Source organism: Streptomyces rimosus subsp. rimosus (assembly GCF_000720725.1).
Classification (GTDB): domain Bacteria; phylum Actinomycetota; class Actinomycetes; order Streptomycetales; family Streptomycetaceae; genus Streptomyces; species Streptomyces rimosus_A.
Map to the genome: position 1 here is coordinate 1 of NZ_JOCQ01000093.1, position 20,246 is coordinate 20,246.

Consider the following 20,246-nt stretch of genomic DNA (forward strand, 5'->3'; position numbering starts at 1 on the left):
CCCCCCGCCCGCCCCGGCGCGGCCGCCCGGCCGCTCTGCCGGAACCCGGCGGTGGACACCCCCTGACATGCGGTATTGTTCTCGTGCACGGCCACCCGGGACAGCGACCCGGACCGGCCGGGCATCGGGACGTGGCGCAGCTTGGTAGCGCACTTGACTGGGGGTCAAGGGGTCGCAGGTTCAAATCCTGTCGTCCCGACCAGCGTTTTCGCAGGTCGTAGGCCGTTCTCGCAGGGATGCGGGGGCGGCCTTCGCGGCGTTCGGCCAGGACGTCGACGGCGGGTGTCCGGCGTCGGAGCGTCCGCCTCCCGTCTTCGATTCCTCGGAAACAGGCCGCTGTTCCCGCTGTTTTCACTGTCCGTAAGTGGACTGGTGCGCGATATTCCTCGCGTGACACGATGCGTGCTGCGGTTTCGGCGGTGCCAACTGTGTGCGGGGCGCGGGCGGCCGGGATCCGGGGGAGCGAAGCCGGGGGGCGGATGCTATGGGGGGCGCGCGGGCCGGGAACGGGGCGCGAAGCGTGCGTGGGCGGCGCCGGGAGCGTCTGTGTGCGGGCGCGCGAGCCCGGCGGGTGCGGCACCGTTGTGAGCAGGCGGCCGGGGAACTGCCGCTGCCGGGCCGTACCGGCCTGCCGGATCGGACCGGGCTGACGGATCGGACCGGCCTGCCGGACCGTACCGACGACGAATGCCGGGTTTTCTGCCCGCCACGGATCACCGCCCGGCATCGGACGCCCATCGTGCCGCATGAAATCGGCCGTCTGCCGCCGGACCACGGGGCGCCCGGCGCGACCGGCCGTGACGCCGCCGCGCCGACGCCTGTACTGCGGCCCCGGCGCGAGAGGCGGCACCGCGCCCCGGGCCGTGGGGGAGACGGCAACAGCGGTAAGAGCGGCGCCGCGCACGGCGCCGGTACCGGTGACTCGGACGGGGGATCGAGTGTTTGACGTGCTGTATCTGTGTCTCGGCGGAGTGGCCTGGGCCGTCGTCGCCTTCAAAGCGCGCGCCTGGCTCCGCGACCGCGACCGCGGCAACGCGGACCTGGGCCTGACGTGTGTGATGAGCGCCGGCGTCGCGACGGTGTTCCTCTTCTCCGCCCCCGGCGTCTACCGGTGGTTCGACCGGCTGACCGGTGTGCCGAACCTGTCCATGGTCTTCCTCTACTCCTCGGTCGTGGTCTTCGCGGCCGGCGCGTTCGTCCTGCTGCTGCGCTGGAGCGGCGGTACGGGGGCCGAGGGCCGCGCGCGGGTCCGCGCCCGGTCCCGTACGGCCGTCACGGCGGTGGCCGTGGCCTGGGCGGTGGCGGTCACCTGCTTCGTCGTCGGGCGGCCGGACGACGTGGAACACCCCCGCGACCTCAGTACGGCCTACGCCGGCTCGCCGGGAGTGATGACCTTCCTGGTGCTGTATCTGGCCATCTTCGGCGCGAGCCTGGCGGGCCTGGGCGCGCTCTGCCCGCGCTATGCCGGCCGGCTCGGCGCGTCCTGGCTCGCCCGGGGGCTGCGGGTGCTGGCCGCGGGTTGCTGGCTCGGTCTGGCGTACTGCGCCTGCAAGCTGACCGGCTTCGTCCTGTCCTGGGCCGGGCACGAGGCACCGTGGCTCTCCAACGGCGTGGCCCCGCTGAGCGCTTCGGTGGCCGCGGTCCTGGTGCTGGCCGGGCTGGCGCTGCCGGCCGCGGGCCCGCGGGCGTGCGCCTGGCGCCGCCTGCGCCGTCTGCACCCGCTGTGGAAGGACGTCACCGCGCAGGCTCCCGAGATGACGGCGGGCGGCCCGTCCCGCGGGTGGTGGCCGTTCGCCGGCCTCCAGTTCCGCGCCGACCGGCAGATGGCGCAGATACGGGACGTCCAGCGCGGCATCCGGCGGTACGTGGAAGCGGACACCGTCGACATCGCGCGTGAGCGCGGGCGTGCCGTGGTGGCGGACGAACGGCAGCTGGCGGCGGTCGCGGAGGCTGCCGCCCTGCGTCGCGGTCTGGAGAACCGGGCGATCGGGCTCGTTCCCGTACTCGGTGCGGAGAGCGTGGTGGTGACGGCGGAGGAGGGGCGGCCGGGGGAGTGCTCCTCGGGCCGGGCCGGCACCTACCGGGAGCCGGGCCCGAATCTCCTGCCCGGCGGCCCGCAGCCCGGCCCGACCGCCGAACTGGTCGCGGAATACGAGCACTTGGCACGCGTCGCGGACGTCTACTACTCGCCACTGACCGACACCGTGCTCACCGAACTGCGCCAGCGCAGCGCCATGCAGCGGCACTGATCCGGCGCGGGCAGCAGCCCCCTGCGGCGCCGTCGGGGGCCGTGTCTAGAGTCATGGACCATGCAGAACACCGCCGAGACCGGCCCCGACGACCTCATTGACGTGACGCGGCTTCTGGACGATCCGTACGCCGGTTACGCGGCGCTGCGGGAGGCCGGGCCCGTCCACCGCATCGCCGGCCCCGACGGGCAGCCCGCGTGGCTGGTGACGCGGTACGAGGATGTGCGCCGGTGCCTGTCCGATCCGCGGCTCTCCCTGGACAAGCGCAACGCGCGCGGCGGCTACCGCGGGTTCGCGCTGCCGCCCGCCCTGGACGCGAACCTGCTCAACATGGATCCGCCGGACCACACCCGGGTGCGCCGCCTGGTGGCCAAGGCGTTCACCCCGGCGCGGGTCGAGAAGCTGCGGGAGCCGGTGCGGCGGCTCGCGGACGGGCTGCTGGACGCGGTCGCGGACGCCGGCCGGACCGATCTGATCGTGAGTTACGCCGGTCCGCTGCCCATCATGGTCATCTGTGACCTCCTGGGCGTGCCGGAGCGCGACCGTCCCGACTTCCGGGCCTGGACGGACGCGCTGATCACGCCCGACCCGGCCCGCCCGGAGCGGGCCAAGGAGGCCGTCGTGGCGATGATGCGCTACTACACGGGCCTGATCGCGGCCAAGCGGGCCGCGCCGGGGGACGACCTGCTGTCCGGCCTGATCCTGGTGCGGGACGGCGCGGTGGCGGAGGGCGATGCCGGCGCCGGTACGGGGCCGGACGCCGCCGAGGGCACGGGCACCGCCGGCGACCGGCTCAGCGAGGACGAGCTCACCTCGTTGGCGTTCCTCCTGCTCTTCGCCGGTTACGAGAACACCGTCCACCTCATTGGCAACTCCGTACTCGCCCTGCTCGACCACCCCGAACACCTCACGGCGTTGCGTACGAATCCAGCCGAACTATCGGCGGCGGTGGAAGAGTTCGCGCGCTACGACGGACCGGCCTCGCTGGCCATCCGCCGGTTCCCCCTGGAGGACGTGGAAATCGGCGGCGTACGGGTGCCCGCGGGCGAGAGTGTGCTGCTCTCCCTTGCCTCGGCCAACCGCGACCCGGAGCGCTTCCCCGCTCCCGGGACGTTCGATCCGGGCCGCGACGCCACCGGTCAGCTCATGTTCGGGCACGGCATCCACCACTGCCTCGGCGCGGCCCTGGCGCGCCTGCAGACCGAGACCGCGCTGACCGCTCTCATCAGCCGTTTTCCCGGTCTGCGGCTGGACGGGCCGCGGGCGGGACTGCGCTATCGCCGCACCCTGCGCGCACGTGGCTTGATCTCGCTCCCCGTCGCCTGGTAGTTGCAGGACGAACAAGTTTTTGAGGCATAACCGTTCCTGCATGCGGTAGAAAAGGTCGTGAGGCCCGCCCGGTGTGCATCCCCCGTCGCACCGGGCGGGTCCTCGTGCGTACGGGGCGCATGCGGTAGCCGCCCGTGAGTCTTTGGCCTTGAATGCTGCGCCTGCTGCCCCGCCCCCGGCCCCGCCCCCGGCCCTCCACGGCGCTTCGGCCGACTGGCGTAGGCCCGTCTGCGGCCGGAGTGCGGGCTTCCTAGCGTGAAGGCATGGCAATTGACACGCTTTTGTCCCGGAATGCCGGTGCGCTGGCCGTCATCGCCGCCACCGGCCTGACCCTCACCTCCATACCGGCGACCGCCCACGCCGAGGACCTGGTGGGGGCCGGGGGCCCCGCGCTGCCCGGCGCGGTGTCCGCCCGTTCCTGGGCGGTGACCGACGTCCGTACGGGCGATGTGCTGGCGGCCAGGAACGCGCACCAGCGGCTCGCGCCCGCCAGCACCCTCAAGACCCTGTTCGCGGTCACCGTCCTGCCGAAGTTCCGGGCGGGCACCGTCCACAAGGTCACCGCGAAGGAGCTGGCGGGCATCGGGGCCGGCAGCAGCCTCGTCGGCATCCAGGAGGGCCGCGGGTACCAGGTCGCCGACCTGTGGCGCGGTGTCTTCCTGCGCTCCGGCAACGACGCGGTGCGGGTGCTCGCCTCGATGAACGGCGGCTGGACGGCCACGGCGAAGGAGATGCAGGCCAAAGCGCGGCAGCTGGGCGCCCGCGACACCACGGTGCGGTCCCCGGACGGGTACGACAGCCCGGGGCAGGTGTCCTCGGCGTACGACCTGAGCGTGTTCGGCCGCGCGGGGCTCGCCAACGCCGACTTCGCCCGGTACTGCGCGACCACGACGGCCCGGTTCCCCAGCAAGGGCAGTCCCTCGTTCGAGATCCAGAACACCAACCGGATGCTGTCCGGCTCGAACGGGATGCGGCGCTACCCCGGCATCGTCGGTGTCAAGAACGGCTACACCAGCAACGCCGGCAACACCCTCGTCGCCGCGGCGCAGCGGGGCGGCCGCACGCTGCTGGTCACCGTGATGAACCCGCAGTCCGGCGCCTCCAACGCCGTGTACCACGAGGCGGGTTCGCTGCTGGACTGGGGATTCAAGGCCGTCGGCAAGGTCCGCCCGGTCGGCTCCCTGCAGGCCGCCGCGGCCGCGCCGGGCGGCAGCCGCGTCACCGAAAGCGCGCGGAGCGAACCGGAACGCCACGCCGCCACCGCGCGGCCGGTCGCCGCCCAGGTCTCCCGGGAGGCCGGACGGCGGACGGACACCACGCTGTGGGCGGTCGCCGGCGGCTTCGCCTTCGCGCTGGCCGTCGGTGCCGTCTTCGGCTGGCGGATGTACGTACGCGGGCGGCGGACGCCCGGCGACGACGCCTGACCGTACGGCTGCCGCCCGGGCCCGCGGCCGTACGGCCATCGCCCCGGCCGGACGCAGCCCCGTCGCGCGCTGCACAATCGAAGCGTGAATGTGACGCGACGCGATGAGGGCGGGGACCCGGCCTGCTGGCTGGACCAGGTGTGCCAGGAGTGCGGCCGGATCTCGGACCGCCCGGAGGAGCCCGGCTGCGAACACTGCGGTGCGGGGACGGACAACGGGACCGCGACCGGTACAGGGGCGAAGACCGGAGCCGGACGCGACCGCGACGCCGAAGGCCGCGCCCGCAACGCCCGGCCGCGGGACGGCCTGGGCCGCCCGCTGCCGTACGGCGCCCCGGGCGTGGAGCGTCAGCCCGAGGGCGTCGAGCGCAGCCCCCGCCAGGCGCTCGCCGAAGCCCAGGACCTGCTGGACCGCGGCCTGCCCTTCCACGCCCACGAAGTGCTGGAGGACGCCTGGAAGGCGGCCCCCGAGCCGGAGCGGCAGCTGTGGCGCGGCCTCGCCCAGCTCGCCGTCGGCCTCACCCACGCCGCCCGTGGCAACACGAAGGGCGGCGCGGCGCTGCTGCTCCGGGGCGCCGGCGCCATCGCCCCGTACGAGGACACCGTCCCGTACGACATCGACGTCCCCGGGCTGGCGGCCTGGGCCCAGAACCTGGCGACCCGGCTCGGTGAGCGCGACGAGCCGGTCGATGCGGCCGGGAACGCGCCGCGCTTGTGCGCCGGGGATGCCGGGCCCGCGGAATAGCCCGCCTGCCCGGCGCCCCGGCCTGTCACTGGCGGCGGTTTCACCCGCTCAGCGGACCACCGCGGGAGACGAGCCGCCGGCCACCCGCAGCGCCGGAGCGCCGCTGCCGTCCGCCGGTACGGTCCAGATGTCGCTGCCCTTGCCGCCGCTCCCCGGCAGTGCGTAGGCGAGCGTGTGATCGTCCAGCCAGGCCGCCTGGTCGTCCACGCTGTGCTCCTCCGCGACCGGATGTTCCCGCATCGTGCGCAGGTCGAGCACGTACAGCCGCCAGGGATCACGCGCCCCCTCCCGCACCCGCTTCTTGAAGGCGAGGCGGGTGTTGTCGGGCGAGAGGGACGGGCACTCCAGGTTCTCGCGCAGGGTGCGGGCCGACCAGCTGCGCATGTCGCCCTCGACCAGGTAGGTGCGGCCCTTGGTGGAGACGGTGGCGTAGAACCGGTTGTCGTCGCGGGCGAAGGTGACGCCCCAGTAGTTGACGTCGGGGGAGTGGTAGCGGCGGCCGTCGAGGGTGAGCGGGATGTCCTCCATGTTCTTGACCAGGTAGCCGGTGCGGGTGTCGAGGATGGAGGTACGGGTGGAGAAGGACGTGGTGGCGTAGGAGTCGCCGGTGGCGAACATCGTCCAGGACAGCATCCGTCCGGAGGCGGAGACCCGGGCCCGGTTGGGGATGCCGGTCAGGGCGATCCGGCGCTTCTCGCGCAGCCGCCCGTCCAGGACGACGGCGTACGCGGCCGGCGGGATGCCGGGGCGGCGCTGGAGGCACAGGGCGGTGCCGCCGGCCGCGTAGAAGCGCTCGCAGGCGGGGCCGCCGGTGGTGCGGCGGTCCGGCGCGGAAGCCGACCGCACGTCCATCGCGGCAGCGCCGGGCGCGGCCGGCGCGGCGGCCACGCGCGCCACCCGCCCGGCCCCGTCGCCCTCCCTCGTACTGCGGAAATACAGCTGCCCCCGGTCCAGCCCGAACGCCGAGGGCGCGTCGGCGGATTCGGCGCGCCGGGCCGCCGACACCGTGTAGACCACGGCGACCGTGGCGAGTACGGCGGTGGCCAGCGCGATGGCGATGACCCGGGCGCGCAGGGACGGCCCACCGGATTGCTTGCGGACCGCGCCCTCCGCCGGGGCACCTGCCCTGTCCGTCACGAGCACGACGACCGCCTTTCCGTACGGTGGAGCAGTGCGGCGGCGCCCGCCAGGGCGGCCGCGAGGACGATGACGGCGGCGACCAGCGCGGGCCCGCTGCCCCACAGGGTCCAGGCGGCGCCGAATCCCGCGGCGGCGAGCAGCCGGCTCAGCGCCTGGCCCGTCTGGAGCAGTGCCATGCCGCTCGCCCGGCGCGCCGCCGGGAGGGCGGGGCCCGCCAGGGCCATCAGCACGCCGTCGGTGGCCGCGTAGAAGACACCGACCAGCCCCAGCACACCGGCCAGCAGGACGATGCCGTCGCCGACGGTCAGCAGCAGCACGTAGGCGGCGAGCAGGGCCGCGTGCCCGACGAGGAACGGGACCCGGCGCCCGATGCGGTCGCCGAGCCGCCCGGCGGGCACCGCGAGCAGCAGGTAGACCGCGGCGGTGCCGAGCGGCAGCAGCGGGAACCAGCGCACCGCGAAGTCCAGTTGCTTCTGGAGCAGCAGGTAGACGAACGAGTCGCCGATGGTGGCCGCGCCCAGCAGGGCGGCGGCCAGCATGATCCGCCGGAAGGCGGCGTCCCGCAGCGGCTCGGTGATCCTGGCGCGCAGCGGGACCCGCGGCCCGGCGGGCACGGCCACCGGGCCCAGGGCGTCCCGCCCCGGCACGAACGCGACGAGCAGCAGCACGCCCAGCAGCCCGACGCAGAAGCTGACGACGAACACCGCGTCATAGGCGTCCGCGGTCGCCCACAGCAGCGCGAACGCGGCCAGCGGACCGAGCAGTGCGCCCGTGGTGTCCATCGCGCGGTGCACGCCGAACGCCCGGCCCAGGGTGTCCGGCGGGCTGCTGAGCGAGATCAGCGCGTCGCGCGGGGCGGTCCGTACGCCCTTGCCGATGCGGTCGGCGGCCAGCGCCGCGCCGATCCCGGCCGTGCCGCCGCCCGCGAGCAGCAGGCCCAGCCGGGACAGCGCGGACAGCGCGTACCCGGTGCCGGCCACGAGCTTGTGCCGTCCGCCGCGGTCGGCGGCGTGTCCGCCCAGCAGCCGTACGAGCGCGGTGACGCCGTTGTAGAGCCCGTCCAGGAACCCGAACTGGAGCGGGGACAGGCCCAGTTGGAGGACGAAGTAGAGCGGCAGCACCGCGGTGACCATCTCGGAGGAGATGTCGGTGACCAGGCTGACCGTGCCGAGCGCGAGCACCGGTCCGGCGACGCGGCCGCGCGTCAGCTGTGTGGTGGCGGCGGCCGCGCCGTTGGTGGCGAGATACATGACGGGTGGATACCGGGCCGGTCAGTGGCACGTGTAGGACGGGCTGCTGTCCTTGGTCTTGCCGTCGGTGCCGACCAGGTCCCAGGAGAACCCCTCGTCGTTGAGGTTCAGTTTGACCACGCCGAAGGTCTTCGTCAGCCGCTTCTCGCTGTTCGGCTGGACCTCCTCGATCTTGTACGGGTTGGCGCCGCCCATTCCGGCGAGCAGTTCGACCACGCCCTTCGGGTCGGCCTTGCCGTCCGGGTCCTGCGGCGCGAAGCGCTCGTAGTGGTGGTCGTGGCCGTTGAGCACCAGTTCCGCCTTGGCGTCGTACAGCAGCTTCCACACCGAGCGGCTGACCGGCTGGTTGCCGTGCTCGCCGGAGGAGAACAGCGGGTGGTGCCAGTAGGCGGCCACACACTTCTTGTCGTTGGCGGCGAGATCCTCCTTGAGCCACTTGGTCTGCTTGGAGTCCAGGCTGTTGGAGTCCAGCGCGACGAAGTGCCAGTTGCCGTGGTCAAAGCTGTAGTAGCTCTTGCCCTTGGGGTAGGCGACGGAGCCGAAGTAGGACTTGTACCCGGCCAGCTTGCCGTCCGGGTCGTACGTCTCGTGGTTGCCGGCCACCGGGTGGGTCTTGTTCTTGAAGGCGCCCCAGGACGTGTCGTAGTACTTCTGGAAGTCCTTCAGCCGGGCGTTGTCGTACTGGTTGTCGCCCATGGTCAGCACGAACTCCGGGTCGATCTTCTTGACCTGGGCCGCGGTCTTGGGGTGCACACAGCTGCTGCTGCTCGCGGTGCACCGCTCGGCGATGTCCCCGGCGGCGACCACGGTGAAGGCGCCGGCCTTGGCGGCCGTGCGCTCGGGCGCGGCGTCCGCGCGCCCGGCCGGCGACCACAGCAGGGCACCGCCGACGAGCGCGAGGACCGCGCCCGCGGCGGTGGGTATCCCGGTGCGGGGCCTGGTCAGGAAGGTGCGGGACTTCGGGGCGCGGGGGGTGGGCGTCATGTCCGTCTCCTCGGTCGGCGGGGGGTGCCGTTCGGAGGAATCTTGACGACGGCGTATGGACGCGTCAATGCACCTGACGGAGAATAGTTAGGAAACTTTCCTACCGGCCGCTGTCCACGTCCCTCAGACCAACTCCGCCTCGTAGAAGCACAGATGGTCCTTGATCTGCGCGACCGCGGATTTCGGCGCAGGGTAGGCCCACGCGATGTCCTCCCGGCCACCGGAAAGTGACCAGTAGGAGGCGTCTCCCTTGAACGGGCAGTGCGTACGGGTGTCGGACGGGGTCAGCAGATCCGTCCGTACGTCCTCCGGCGGCAGGTAGTAGCGCACCGGGTAGCCGGTCTCGTGGAGCAGCAGCGGGCGGCGGCTGTCGGCGACGACCTGGCCGTCGTGGACGACGCGGACGTGGTCGGTGCCCTGTTCGACGGTGATGCGGTGACCTGGTACGGACGGCATGACGGTTCCTCTCCGGACGGGAGTGCGGTACCTCAGGGTCGCACCGCGGGACGGCCGGACGGCCGACCCCGACGGCGGCGCGCCCCCGGCGAACCGGGGACACGCCGTGCAACACCGTCCTACACCTCCCGGATTCCCCGCCCCGCCCACTCGGGCGCCGGCCCGGCCAGCGCCGCCAGCCGCTCCCGCGCCCCCTCGGGCAGCGGCGCGGCCCGGCCCTCGCCCTGGTGGACGTGCAGGGCGAAGATCTCCTCGGTGGCCACCGGGCCGCCGGACGCGTCGCCCACGTACATCTCGTGGACGAACCGCACCTTCTTCGCGCCCACGCCCAGCACCGTGGTCCGCACCGCGAGTTCGGCGCCCCGCGGTACCTCAGCCAGATAGCGCACATGCGCCTCGACCGTGTAGAGCGAATGGCCGGTGCGGTCCCGGTAGGCGGCGTCGAGACCGGCCCGGTCCATGAGGGCGTCCGTGGCGAAGCCGAAGACCAGCACGTAGTACGCCTCGGAGAGGTGGCCGTTGTAGTCGATCCACTCGTCCTGGACCGCCCGCCGGAAGAGCGGCAGACAGGCCGTCACCGGGCGGGCCCGTCCAGGCGGCCGGTCGCACGCAGCACGTCGATGACGCCCTGGTCACGCTCGGCGACGAGCTGCGCGTACGTACGGCCGTCGGCGGCCCGGTCGCAGCCGTCGACCATCGCGTCCCGCAGCGCCCGGTCCAGCTCGGGCGCCTCCAGCCGGGTCCAGGGGGATTTCAGCGACGGGCCGAAGTGGTCGAGCATGTGGGCCATCCCGCCCTCGCCGCCGGCCAGCGCGAACGTCAGGATCGGGCCCATGAACGCCCAGCGCAGCCCGGGCCCCTCGGTGATCGAGGCGTCGATGTCCTCGACCGTGGCCTCGCCGTTGGCGACCATGTGCAGCGCCTCGCGCCACAGGGCCTCCTGGAGCCGGTTGGCGATGAAGCCGGGCAGCTCGCGGTCCATGGTGATCACGGACTTGCCCGCCACGCCGTAGAACTCCGCCGCCCACTCGACCGCCGCACGGTCGGTCCGCTCCCCGCCGACGACCTCGACCAGCGGAATCAGATACGGCGGGTTGAACGGGTGTCCGACGACGAGGCGCCCCGGTGTGGCGGCCGTGGTCTGCATGTCGGACATCGGATAGCCGGAGGTGGACGAGGCGATGACCACGCCGGGCGGGGCCGCCGCGTCCAGCCGGGCGAGCAGATCGCGCTTGAGGTCCAGCTGTTCGGGGGCGCTCTCCTGGACGAACTCGGCGTCGGCGACGGCCTCGGCGAGGCTCGGCGCCATGGTGAGGCGGTCTGCGGAGGCGCCCTCGGCCAGGCCGAGCTGTTCCAGGGCGGGCCAGGCGGCCGTGACCAGACGGCGCAGCTTGTCCTCGGCGTCCGGCGCCGGGTCCCAGGCGGTCACGTCGTAACCGCGCGCGAGGAAGTGGGCGACCCAGCCGCCGCCTATGACGCCGGCGCCGATGCACGCCACGCGGCGTACGGAGGAGGGAGGGGTGGGGGACATGGAAGCTCCTGGGGATGCGGAAGCGGGTGTACGGCCTACGGTCCGGCGTCAGCCGCGCGGCTTCAGACCGAGGCGCGCGCGGGCCTGGTCCGGGGTGGCGACGCTCGCGCCCAGCAACTCCGTGATCTGCACGGCACGTTCGACCAGCTGTCCGTTGGTGGCCTTGACGCCCTTGCTCAGATACAGGTTGTCCTCCAGGCCCACCCGTACGTTGCCGCCGAGCAGGATGGACTGCGCGACCCACGGCATCTGCATCCGGCCCAGCGCGAAGCTGGCCCACTGCGCACCGTCCGGGAGCATCGCGACCATCGACTGGAGCACGCCCGGGTCGGCCGGCGCGCCCCACGGGATGCCCATGCAGAGCTGGAAGACGGACGGGTCGTCGAGCAGCCCCTCGGCCAGCAGCTGCTTGGCGAACCACAGCTGCCCGGTGTCGAAGACCTCCAGCTCCGGCCGTACACCCAGCTCCCGGATGCGCCGGGCGCCCGCACGCAGCATGTCGGGTGTGGAGACGTAGAGGCTGGAGCCCTCGCCGAAGTTCAGCGAGCCGCAGTCCAGGGTGCAGATGTCGGGGAGCAGTTCCTCGACGTGCGGCAGCCGCTCCAGGCCGCCGACCAGGTCCGTACCGGGCAGGTGGCGCAGCGGCTCGTCCGGGTCGATGACGAGGTCGCCGCCCATCCCGGCGGTCAGGTTGATGACGACGTCGGTACCGGTCTCCTTGATCCGCTCGACCACCTCGGCGTACAGGCGCGGGTCGCGGGACGGATCGCCGGTCTCCGGGTCGCGTACGTGGATGTGCACGACGGCGGCACCCGCCGAGGCCGCCTCGACGGCGGATTTCGCTATCTGCTCGGGGGTGACGGGCACGTGCGGGGAGCGGCGCACGGTGTCTCCGGCGCCGGTCAGCGCGCAGGTGATGATGACCTCGTTGTTCACGGCAGGTTCCTTGAGGTGGAAGGTGAGGTGACTACGGCTCCACGGGCGTCAGTTCACCCTCGATGAAGGCGAGCAGTGCCGCGTGCATGCTGTCGGGGGTGGTGCTGTCCGGTGCGGTGGCGAGCACCTGGGTGGCCAGGCCGTCGATGAGCGCGGTGAGGCGCAGCGCGGTGGACTCGGGGTCCACGGGACGGAAGACGCCCTGCTCGACGCCCCGGCGCAGCACATCGGCGACGGTGGTCCGCCACTGCCGGTAGTAGTGCTCGTGCAGTTGCCCGACGGCGGTGGAGCGGGCGGCCTGCGCCCACAGGTCGAGCCAGACCAGCCACTGGCGCCGCTGCTGTTCGGTGCGCGGGGTCTGGAGCGCGATCAGGTGCAGCAGTTCGGCGCGCGCGTCGGGTGCTTCGGCCAGGCCCGCCGCGCGCCGCGCGGTGTCCTCGTCCATGCACCAGCGCACGGCGGCTTCCAGCAGTTCGTCGCGGCCGGGGAAGTGGTAGTGCACGGCGGCGGTGCTGGTGCCGCAGGCGGCGGCGATGTCGGCGACCCGTACGGCGTGGAAGCCGTGCTCGGCGATCAGCCGGACGGTCTCCCGGACGATCTGCAGCGGACGGCCGCCCTCGGGCACCGCGGCCGGCTCCCGGCCGCGCGCCGGCGCCGGGGTCCCGGCGCGCGAGCCGAGCAGCCACGCCACGTCCACCCCGCCGAGGTCCGCGACGCGCACGATCTCGGCGAGGGTGAAGCGCCGGGTGCCGCCCAGCGACCGGGACAGCTTGGAGGGGTCCATCACGATCCGCCGGGCGAACTCGCGGCGGCTGCACTCGAGGCGCTCGACCACCTGCTTCACGCGGTCGGCCACGTCGCCGTCGTCGGCGATCCGGGTGCCGGGGTCTTCGGTCATGGTCCGGGACCGTAACAGTGCGTTGAGATCATCGCAACGATGGCGAGTGCCGCGGGCGCGGCAGAAGCCCTGAGCAGAGGCGATTGTGGCACCATGTTGCGCACTGACTGATGCGCAAGTCAGGGTGTGGGTGCCCGGCCGGGGCCCGGCCGCCGCACCACCCGTAAAGCGGAGAAATGTGGCAAAGTGGCGGACATGGCTGACCGGGGTGCGAAGCCGTCGGCCGTGTCGGTGCCGGACGACTGGCCGGCCCACCCGGACCTGACCCTGGCCCTGAACGGCATGGGCGGCTTCGACTGGGACCTCGACAGCGGCCGTATGCACATGGACGGCTCCGCTCTTGAGGTCTTCGACTTGTCGCCGGAGGAGTACGACTCCGACCCGGCCACCCTGGCCTGCCGTCTGCCGCCGGACGAGGCGGCCCGCCTGGACGCCGTCATCACCCGGTCCCTGAAGGACGGCAGCGACTCCTACGGCGCCTACTTCCGCGTACGGCTGCGGGACGGCGCGGTGCGCTGGACCCACACCCAGGCCAGCATCCGCCGGGACGAGAGCGGCCGGGCGCGCCGCGTCATCGGCATCGTCCGGGACGCCAGTCAGGAGTACACCCAGGCGGCGGAACGCGCCCAGGCGCACGCGCGCAGGCTGCGCAACACCGGCCTCGTGGAGCGCACCACGGCGGCGCTCGCGCACGCCCGCACCGTCCGGGACGTCATCGACGTGCTCGGCGACGACCAGGCGCTGACCCGGCTGGGCGCGCAGAACGTCATCGTCGGCCTGGTCGAGGCGGGCCGCATCCGGGTGGTCCACGAAGGGCAGGCGGGCAGCTTCGTACCGCAGCACGAGGTGCTGCGGGTCGAGGACGAGTTCCCGATGAGCGAGGTGGTGCGCACCCTCACGCCGTGCTTCATCCGCTCCCGCGCCGAGTTCGCCGAGCGCTACCCTGCGCTCTGGCCGCACCTCGAACGGATGGAGTTCGGCTCGGCCGCGTACCTGCCGCTGATCGCGCAGGCCCGGCCGATCGGCGTGGTGGGGATGTTCTACCGCTCGGAGAACCCGTTCGGCGTACAGGAGCGCAACCTCCTGATCGCGCTCGGCTCCAGCGTCGCGCAGAGCCTGGCCCGCGCCATGCTCTACGACCAGGAGCACGACCTCGCCGAGGGGCTCCAGCAGGCCATGCTGCCGCGCCGCATCCCCGGCATCCCCGGCGCCCAGATCGCCGTCCGCTACCGCGCCGCCCGCATCGGCCGGGACATCGGCGGCGACTGGTACGACGTGATCCCGCTGCCCGAGGGCCGGGTCGCCGCCGTCATCGGCGACGTGCAGGGGCACGACACCCACGCCGCGACCGTCATGGGCCAGCTGCGCATCGTGCTGCGCGCCTACGCCGCCGAGGGCCACACCCCGGCCACCGTCATGGCCCGCGCCTCCGCCTTCCTCGGCGAACTGGACACCGACCGCTTCGCCACCTGCACGTACGCGGAGGCCGACCTGACCGCCGGCACGGTGCGGCTGGTGCGCGCCGGGCACGTCGACCCGCTGCTGCGGCACGCCGAGGGCCACTGCCGCCGCCTGGAGGTGACCGGCGGCCTCCCGCTCGGCATCGCGACCGGCTTCCGGGACCTGGACTACCCCGTCACCACCGTCCACCTGGCCATCGGCGAAACCCTCGTCCTGTACACCGACGGGCTGGTGGAACAGCCCGGCGTCGACATCGAGGAGGGCGTCCGGCACCTGGCCAGAGTGGTCCGCGACGGGCCGCAGGACGTACAGCAACTGGCCGACCGGCTCTGCGACCTGGCGGCCGAGCAGCCCGGCGACGACGACATGGCGATGCTGATCCTGCGGCGCGGCGGCGAGCCCGTCGCACCGGCCGCCGGCCGGCTCCAGCAGCACGTCGCGCCCGACGACCCCCAGGGGCTGTCCGCCGCCCGCCACATGATCCGCGCCGCGGTACGGGCCTGGGGCGCCCGGGAGCGCGCCGAGGAGGTCGAGCTGGCCGCCGACGAACTGATCACCAACGCGCTGCTGCACACCGACGGCGCGGCGCTGGTGACCGTACGGATGCCGCACGGCACCGACCGGCGGCTGCGGCTGGAGGTGGCCGACCGCTCCAGCGCGCTGCCGCGGCGCCGCGACGCCGGGGAGTCCGCGATGTCGGGCCGCGGGCTGCTGCTGGTGGACCGGCTGGCGGATGTGTGGGGTGTGGAGCCGCGCGGCAGCGGAAAGTGCGTATGGTGCGAGTTCGACTGCCCGTGACCGGCCGATCGGGCCGTACGGGAACCGGGCAGCCGCACAGCCCGATCGGCCGCCGAGTGAGGGGAAACGCGCCATGGGACCGGTGCCGGCGCAACAGTGGGGCGACGCCCGCCAGACGGCGGCGCGCCTGGACGCGGAACACGTCCGGGCCATCGCCCTGACCTGGGTCGACAACGCGGGCATCGCCCGTACGAAAACCGTGCCGACCGCCCGGCTGGCGCCCGCCGTCCAGCGCGGCGTCGGCGCGTCACCGGTCTTCGACGTCTTCACCTCCGACGACGCCATCACCGCCTCCGCCCACTCCGGCGGGCCCGACGGCGATCTGCGGCTCTTCCCCGACCTGGAGCGGATCACCGTCCTCGCTGCGCAGCCCGGCTGGGCCTGGGCACCGGCCGACCGCTACGACCAGCTCGGCACGCCGCACCCCGGCTGCCAGCGGCAGTTCGCCCGCCGCATGGTGGAGCGCGCCGCCGACGCCGGACTCGCCCTGCGGATGGGCTTCGAGACCGAATGGGTCGTCAGCCGCGCGCCGGTGCACGGCCGCCAGCCGGGCGACGCGGCGGGCGGCGGGCGCCTCGTCGGGGCCGTGGGCACCGGCGAACCCCTGGAGTACCCGTGCGTCGGCCCCGCCTACGGCATGACCCGCGTCGTCGAACTCTCCGACTACCTCCGCGACATCGCCGAAGCCCTCGCCCTCCAGGGCGTCGACGTGCTCCAGCTCCACCCCGAGTACGCCCCGGGCCAGTTCGAGGTGTCCACCGCGCCCGCCGACCCACTGCGCGCCGCCGACGACCTGGTCCTCGTCCGCGAGACCGTACGGGCCGTCTCGCTGCGGCACGGCCTGCGGGCCAGCTTCGCGCCGTCGGTCGTCGCCGGGCAGGTCGGCAACGGCTGCCACCTCCATCTGAGCCTGCACCGCGGTGAACGCAGCCTGCACCGGGACGCGGACGCCCGGTGGGGCCTCGACCCGGACGCCGTACGCTTCCTCGGCGGCATCCTGGAGGCGCTGCCCGCCCTGCTCGCCATCGGCTGTCCCTCGCCCGCGAGTTACCTGCGGCTGATGCCCTCCGCATGGGCCGGGGTGTACCAGTGCTGGGGCGTGGAGAACCGGGAGGCCGCGCTGCGGCTGATCACCGGCGCACCCGGCGACCCGGACGGCGGGCACGCCGAGATCAAGCCGTTCGACGCCGCCGCCAACCCGTACCTGGCCGTCGGCACGACGATCGCCGCCGGACTCCACGGCCTGTCCGCGGGCATCGAGCTGCCGCCGCCGGTCACCGGCGACCCGGGCGCCCTGGGCGTCCGCGAACGCGCCCGGCGCGGCATCGTCCGCCTGCCCACCACGCTCACCGAGTCCACCGACCTGCTGGCCCGCTCCACCCCACTGGCGGAGGCCATGGGCGAGGTGCTGCACGGCGCCGTGATCGCGGTACGCCGCGCCGAGGCGGCGCACTTCGCCGAGATGGAGCCCGGGGACATCGCCGAAGCGACCCGCTGGAGGTACTGATGACCACCTGGAGGTACTGATGACCACGGCCGGACCCGGCGGCACCGGACCCGGCGGCACCGGGCCCGGCGGCACCGGGCCCGGCGACTCCGGCCCCCTGGACCTGCCGCCGCTGGTCGACCAGCACTGCCACGGCGTGCTGCGCGGCGACCTGTCGGCCGCCGGCTTCGAGTCGTACCTCACGGAGTCCGACCGGCCCGCCGCCGCGGGCACCACCTTCTTCGACACCCAGACGGGCTTCGCCGTACGCCGCTGGTGCCCGCCGCTGCTCGGCCTCGCGCCGCACTGCACACCCGGCGAATACCTCGCCCGGCGGCACGAACTGGGCGCGGCCGAGGTCCGGCGCCTGCTGCTGCACGGCACCGGCATCGGTACGTACCTGGTGAACACCGGCCTGCCCGGCGACCTCACCGGAGCCCACGAGACGGCCGAGGCGGGCGGCGGCACCGGACACGAGATCGTCCGCCTGGAGACGCTCGCGGAACGGGTCGCGGCAGGCGTACGGGCGGGGGAGGAGGGCGCGGGCGCGGCGCCCGACGCGGCGGCCGAGGTGTTCGCGGCCCAACTCGCCGACGCCGTACGGGACGCCGCCCGCAGCGCCGTGGGCTTCAAATCCATCGCTGCCTACCGCCACGGACTGGCCCTCGCCCCCGAACCGCCCACCACCGCCGACGTGGTGACCGCCGCCCGCACCTGGCTCGCCACCGGCACCCACCGCCTCACCGACCCGGTCCTCCTGCGCCACCTGCTGTGGCTGGCCATCGGCACCGGCCGCCCCCTCCAGCTCCACACCGGCTTCGGCGACCCCGACCTGCGCCTGCACCACAGCGACCCGTCCCTGCTCACCGACTTCGCCCACGCCACCGCGGGCACCGGCACCGACCTCGTACTGCTGCACTGCTACCCGTACCACCGCCAGGCCGGCTACCTGGCCCACGCCTTCCCGCACGTCTACGCCGACATCGGCCTCTCCCTCACCCACACCGGCCCCCGCGCGGCAGCCGTACTCGCCGCCTTCCTGGAACTGGCCCCCTTCGGCAAGCTCCTCTTCTCCACCGACGCCTACGCCCTCCCGGAGCTGTACACGGTCGGCACCGCCGCCTTCCGCACGGCACTGGGGGAGGTGCTGACCGGCTGGGTGCGCTCGGGTGCCTGGTCGGAGGCGGACGCGGTGCGGGTGGCGGGGCTGGTGGGTGCGGGGAACGCGCGGCGGGTCTACGGGCTTTCGGGAGGGTGAGGCGGGGGCGGAGGGCCGCCGACCGCGGTGAGGATTACGTCACGTATGTAAGTGGCAAACCCGCCCCTCATGCTTTACTGCCCCGTGACTCCTGCCATATCCCCCTCCACCCCGAAGCCCCGTCCACCGCTGCGCTCCCGCGTCTTCGCCGACATCACGCCGCTGCGCACCTCGGTCCACTACCGCCGGCTGTGGTTCGGGAACACCGTTTCCTGGGTCGGGCAGCAGATGACCGCTCTGGCGGTCTCGCTCCAGGTGTACGACCTGACCGGCTCGACCTTCGCCGTCGGCGCGGTGGGCCTGTGCTCGCTGGTGCCGCTGATCGTGTTCGGGCTGTACGGCGGGGCCATCGCCGACACCGTCGACCGCCGCAAGCTGGGCATGTACACCGCGGTGGGCGCCACCGTGCTGTCCGTGGCGCTGGCCGCCGCCGCGCTGCTGGACGTGCGGCAGGTCTGGGTGCTCTATACGGTCGTCGCCCTCCAGGCGGTGTGCTTCGCGATGAACTCGCCCGCCCGCTCGTCGATGATCCCGCGCCTGCTGCCGCCCGAGCAGCTGCCCGCCGCCAACGCCCTCAACTCGCTCACCAGCAACCTCGGGCTGATGGGCGGGCCGATGCTGGGCGGTGTCTTCGTCGGGCTGTGGGGCTACCAGGCCGCCTATCTGATCGACGTGGTCAGCTTCAGCGCCGCCCTGTACGCGATGTGGCGGCTGCCCTCCATGCGCCCCGACCACGGCGACGAGGGCACGCCGCGCAGGCCTTCCGTCCTGGAGGGGCTGCGCTTCCTGGCCACCCGGCCCAACCTCCGCATGACCTTCTTCGCCGATCTCGCGGCCATGGTGCTGGCGCAGCCCCGCGCGCTGTTCCCCGCCGTCGCCGTGCTCTGGTTCGGCGGTGACGCGAAGACGGTGGGGCTGCTCGTCGCGGCGCCCGCGGTCGGCGCGGTGCTCGGCGCGCTGTTCTCCGGCTGGCTCGGTGCGGTCCGGCGGCACGGCCTGGCCATCCTGATCGCGGTCGTCGCCTGGGGAGCGGCCATCGCCTGCTTCGGCCTCACCCGCCACCTGTGGCTCGGCCTGTTCTTCCTCGCCGTCGCCGGCTGCGCCGACACCGTCTCGATGGTCTTCCGCGGCACCATGCTCCAGGCCGCGGCGCCGGACCGGATGCGCGGCCGCCTCCAGGGCGTGTTCATCGTCGTGGTCGCGGGCGGCCCCCGCCTCGGCGACTTCCTGGCCGGTTCGGCGGCCGACCTCGCCTCACCGGCCGTGGCGGTCGTCGGCGGCGGTCTCGCGTGTGTCGTGGCGGTGCTGCTCCTGGGTCTGTGGCGGCGTGACTTCGCCCGCTACGACGCCCGCGACCCGAAGCCCTGACGGCGGCTCCGGTGCGCCGGCGGGGCGGCGCAGTATCGCGGTGGCGAGGTCCAGGAAGTCCCGTACGAGGGCCGTGCGGTCGTCCTCCGGTGCCGCCAGGCAGGTACCGACGGGCAGGGCGTCGGTGACGGTCAGGTAGACCAGGTCGGGGCGGGAGTACGAGCGCGCGATGCTGAGGGGGACGAGCGCGATGCCCTGACCGGAGGCGATGAGCTCGAACTTCTCCTCCAGGGAGGACGTCCGCCGCGTCCGTACGTCGAGGACCGGCTCGCCGTCGAGATCGGCCGAGGTGAGGGCGGGGCGGCCCGCCAGGGGATGCGTCACGGGCAGGCACGCGACCTTGGTCTCGTGCCCGATGGGGACGGTGTGCAGCCCCGTGTCGTCGAAGGGGTGGCGGAGGTATCCGACGTGTGCGCGGCCGTCGCGCAGCGGCGCGTCCCGCTCCCACCAGCGCAGCGGGAAGACATCGATGGCGACCTGCGGGTGGCGCGCCGTGAACGCGCGGATCGCGTCCGCCACGTGCAGGCCGAGCGAGAAGGCGACGACGAGCCGCTGCTCGCCCCGCCCGGCCTCCTGGACGCGCCGCAGCGCCGTGTCCACCACCGTGGTGATCCGCGGCGCCTCGTCGTACAGCCGCTGCCCCGCGGGGGTCAGCTCGACGCTGCGCGTGCTGCGCGTGAACAGCGCGCAGCCCAGCTCCTGTTCGAACGCGCGGATCTGCCGGCTGAGCACCGGCTGGGCGATGAACAGCGCCTGGGCCGCCCGGCCGAAGTGCCGGTGCTCGGCCACCGCGAGGAAGTAGCGGAGCTTGCGCAGGTCCAGATCCATGCCGTGACGGTATCAATGCGGACGGAAGGGTATTGGACGGCCCGACGAACCGTCCGAAGACTGGGGTTCCTGCTCGTCGGGGCGAACGTCCCGGCGCCCGAACAGC

General features: G+C 73.5%; 17 protein-coding genes and 1 tRNA gene. 9 read left to right on the forward strand and 9 right to left on the reverse strand.

Annotated features, from left to right (window positions below):
• Positions 1 to 125 precede the first annotated feature (125 nt).
• The 5 genes from IH45_RS0133475 to IH45_RS0133500 all read left to right on the forward strand — a co-directional run bounded on the left by IH45_RS0133475 (position 126) and on the right by IH45_RS0133500 (position 5,746).
• A tRNA-Pro gene (locus tag IH45_RS0133475) sits at positions 126 to 202 on the forward strand.
• Between the two features lie 736 nt (positions 203 to 938).
• Positions 939 to 2,249, forward strand: coding sequence for an MAB_1171c family putative transporter (locus IH45_RS0133485; RefSeq protein ID WP_030677342.1), 1,311 nt, complete (start codon positions 939 to 941; stop codon positions 2,247 to 2,249).
• 60 nt (positions 2,250 to 2,309) lie between these two features.
• Positions 2,310 to 3,578 (forward strand): cytochrome P450 family protein, encoded by a 1,269-nt coding sequence (locus IH45_RS0133490; protein WP_030677344.1) that lies wholly within the window; start codon positions 2,310 to 2,312, stop codon positions 3,576 to 3,578.
• A 263-nt stretch (positions 3,579 to 3,841) separates the two neighbouring features.
• Positions 3,842 to 5,002, forward strand: a complete 1,161-nt coding sequence (locus IH45_RS0133495) for a D-alanyl-D-alanine carboxypeptidase family protein (RefSeq protein WP_050515365.1) — start codon at positions 3,842 to 3,844, stop codon at positions 5,000 to 5,002.
• A 90-nt stretch (positions 5,003 to 5,092) separates the two neighbouring features.
• The gene (locus tag IH45_RS0133500; RefSeq protein WP_030677349.1) at positions 5,093 to 5,746 is read left to right on the forward strand and encodes a DUF309 domain-containing protein; all 654 of its coding nucleotides are present in this window, start codon (positions 5,093 to 5,095) and stop codon (positions 5,744 to 5,746) included.
• A gap of 48 nt (positions 5,747 to 5,794) precedes the next feature.
• On the opposite strand, the gene IH45_RS0133505 is transcribed toward IH45_RS0133500, so the two are convergent.
• The 8 genes from IH45_RS0133505 to IH45_RS0133540 all read right to left on the reverse strand — a co-directional run bounded on the left by IH45_RS0133505 (position 5,795) and on the right by IH45_RS0133540 (position 12,941).
• A complete protein-coding gene (locus IH45_RS0133505) occupies positions 5,795 to 6,883 on the reverse strand; it encodes a TolB-like translocation protein (RefSeq protein ID WP_050515366.1) in 1,089 nt (362 codons plus the stop codon).
• Complete coding sequence (locus IH45_RS0133510; protein WP_030677354.1) at positions 6,880 to 8,136, reverse strand: MFS transporter; 1,257 nt, start codon at positions 8,134 to 8,136, stop codon at positions 6,880 to 6,882. Before IH45_RS0133510 ends, IH45_RS0133505 begins: the two co-directional genes overlap by 4 nt.
• Positions 8,137 to 8,157: 21 nt before the next feature.
• Complete coding sequence (locus IH45_RS0133515) at positions 8,158 to 9,120, reverse strand: metallophosphoesterase family protein (protein ID WP_030677356.1); 963 nt, start codon at positions 9,118 to 9,120, stop codon at positions 8,158 to 8,160.
• A gap of 123 nt (positions 9,121 to 9,243) precedes the next feature.
• Complete coding sequence (locus IH45_RS0133520; RefSeq protein WP_030677359.1) at positions 9,244 to 9,576, reverse strand: DUF427 domain-containing protein; 333 nt, start codon at positions 9,574 to 9,576, stop codon at positions 9,244 to 9,246.
• Positions 9,577 to 9,695: 119 nt separating this feature from the next.
• Positions 9,696 to 10,154 carry a thioesterase family protein gene (locus IH45_RS0133525; protein ID WP_030677362.1) on the reverse strand — a complete coding sequence of 153 codons (459 nt, stop codon included), beginning with the start codon at positions 10,152 to 10,154 and terminating at the stop codon, positions 9,696 to 9,698.
• Positions 10,151 to 11,107 (reverse strand): 3-hydroxyacyl-CoA dehydrogenase NAD-binding domain-containing protein, encoded by a 957-nt coding sequence (locus IH45_RS0133530; RefSeq protein ID WP_030677364.1) that lies wholly within the window; start codon positions 11,105 to 11,107, stop codon positions 10,151 to 10,153. Before IH45_RS0133530 ends, IH45_RS0133525 begins: the two co-directional genes overlap by 4 nt.
• A 48-nt stretch (positions 11,108 to 11,155) precedes the next feature.
• Complete coding sequence (locus tag IH45_RS0133535; protein WP_030677365.1) at positions 11,156 to 12,043, reverse strand: beta-keto acid cleavage family enzyme; 888 nt, start codon at positions 12,041 to 12,043, stop codon at positions 11,156 to 11,158.
• A gap of 31 nt (positions 12,044 to 12,074) precedes the next feature.
• On the reverse strand, positions 12,075 to 12,941 hold the full coding sequence (locus IH45_RS0133540) for a TetR/AcrR family transcriptional regulator (RefSeq protein WP_030677366.1): 867 nt from the start codon (positions 12,939 to 12,941) through the stop codon (positions 12,075 to 12,077).
• A 195-nt stretch (positions 12,942 to 13,136) separates the two neighbouring features.
• Between IH45_RS0133540 and IH45_RS0133545 the strand changes: the two genes are divergently transcribed.
• From IH45_RS0133545 to IH45_RS0133560, 4 genes are all read left to right on the forward strand, one after another.
• A complete protein-coding gene (locus tag IH45_RS0133545) occupies positions 13,137 to 15,200 on the forward strand; it encodes a SpoIIE family protein phosphatase (RefSeq protein ID WP_030677368.1) in 2,064 nt (687 codons plus the stop codon).
• 73 nt (positions 15,201 to 15,273) lie between these two features.
• On the forward strand, positions 15,274 to 16,707 hold the full coding sequence (locus IH45_RS0133550) for a glutamine synthetase family protein (RefSeq protein ID WP_030677372.1): 1,434 nt from the start codon (positions 15,274 to 15,276) through the stop codon (positions 16,705 to 16,707).
• 19 nt (positions 16,708 to 16,726) lie between these two features.
• Complete coding sequence (locus IH45_RS0133555) at positions 16,727 to 17,944, forward strand: amidohydrolase family protein (RefSeq protein ID WP_234440776.1); 1,218 nt, start codon at positions 16,727 to 16,729, stop codon at positions 17,942 to 17,944.
• A 69-nt stretch (positions 17,945 to 18,013) separates the two neighbouring features.
• Entirely contained in the window at positions 18,014 to 19,312 is a 1,299-nt protein-coding gene (locus tag IH45_RS0133560) for an MFS transporter (protein ID WP_030677376.1), read from the forward strand.
• Here IH45_RS0133560 and IH45_RS1000000147180 read toward each other — a convergent pair.
• Positions 19,199 to 20,140, reverse strand: a complete 942-nt coding sequence (locus IH45_RS1000000147180; RefSeq protein ID WP_078897901.1) for a LysR family transcriptional regulator — start codon at positions 20,138 to 20,140, stop codon at positions 19,199 to 19,201. The two genes, IH45_RS0133560 and IH45_RS1000000147180, sit on opposite strands and share 114 nt — an antisense overlap.
• Between the last annotated feature and the right edge of the window lie 106 nt (positions 20,141 to 20,246).

Coding starts and splice junctions, on each gene's coding strand:
- IH45_RS0133490 (WP_030677344.1), top strand. CDS start 2,310: ATGCAGAACACCGCCGAGACCGGCCCCGACGACCTCATTGACGTGACG.
- IH45_RS0133495 (WP_050515365.1), top strand. CDS start 3,842: ATGGCAATTGACACGCTTTTGTCCCGGAATGCCGGTGCGCTGGCCGTC.
- IH45_RS0133510 (WP_030677354.1), bottom strand. CDS start 8,136: ATGTATCTCGCCACCAACGGCGCGGCCGCCGCCACCACACAGCTGACG.
- IH45_RS0133515 (WP_030677356.1), bottom strand. CDS start 9,120: ATGACGCCCACCCCCCGCGCCCCGAAGTCCCGCACCTTCCTGACCAGG.
- IH45_RS0133520 (WP_030677359.1), bottom strand. CDS start 9,576: ATGCCGTCCGTACCAGGTCACCGCATCACCGTCGAACAGGGCACCGAC.
- IH45_RS0133530 (WP_030677364.1), bottom strand. CDS start 11,107: ATGTCCCCCACCCCTCCCTCCTCCGTACGCCGCGTGGCGTGCATCGGC.
- IH45_RS0133540 (WP_030677366.1), bottom strand. CDS start 12,941: ATGACCGAAGACCCCGGCACCCGGATCGCCGACGACGGCGACGTGGCC.
- IH45_RS0133545 (WP_030677368.1), top strand. CDS start 13,137: ATGGCTGACCGGGGTGCGAAGCCGTCGGCCGTGTCGGTGCCGGACGAC.
- IH45_RS0133550 (WP_030677372.1), top strand. CDS start 15,274: ATGGGACCGGTGCCGGCGCAACAGTGGGGCGACGCCCGCCAGACGGCG.
- IH45_RS0133555 (WP_234440776.1), top strand. CDS start 16,727: ATGACCACGGCCGGACCCGGCGGCACCGGACCCGGCGGCACCGGGCCC.
- IH45_RS0133560 (WP_030677376.1), top strand. CDS start 18,014: ATGCTTTACTGCCCCGTGACTCCTGCCATATCCCCCTCCACCCCGAAG.
- IH45_RS1000000147180 (WP_078897901.1), bottom strand. CDS start 20,140: ATGGATCTGGACCTGCGCAAGCTCCGCTACTTCCTCGCGGTGGCCGAG.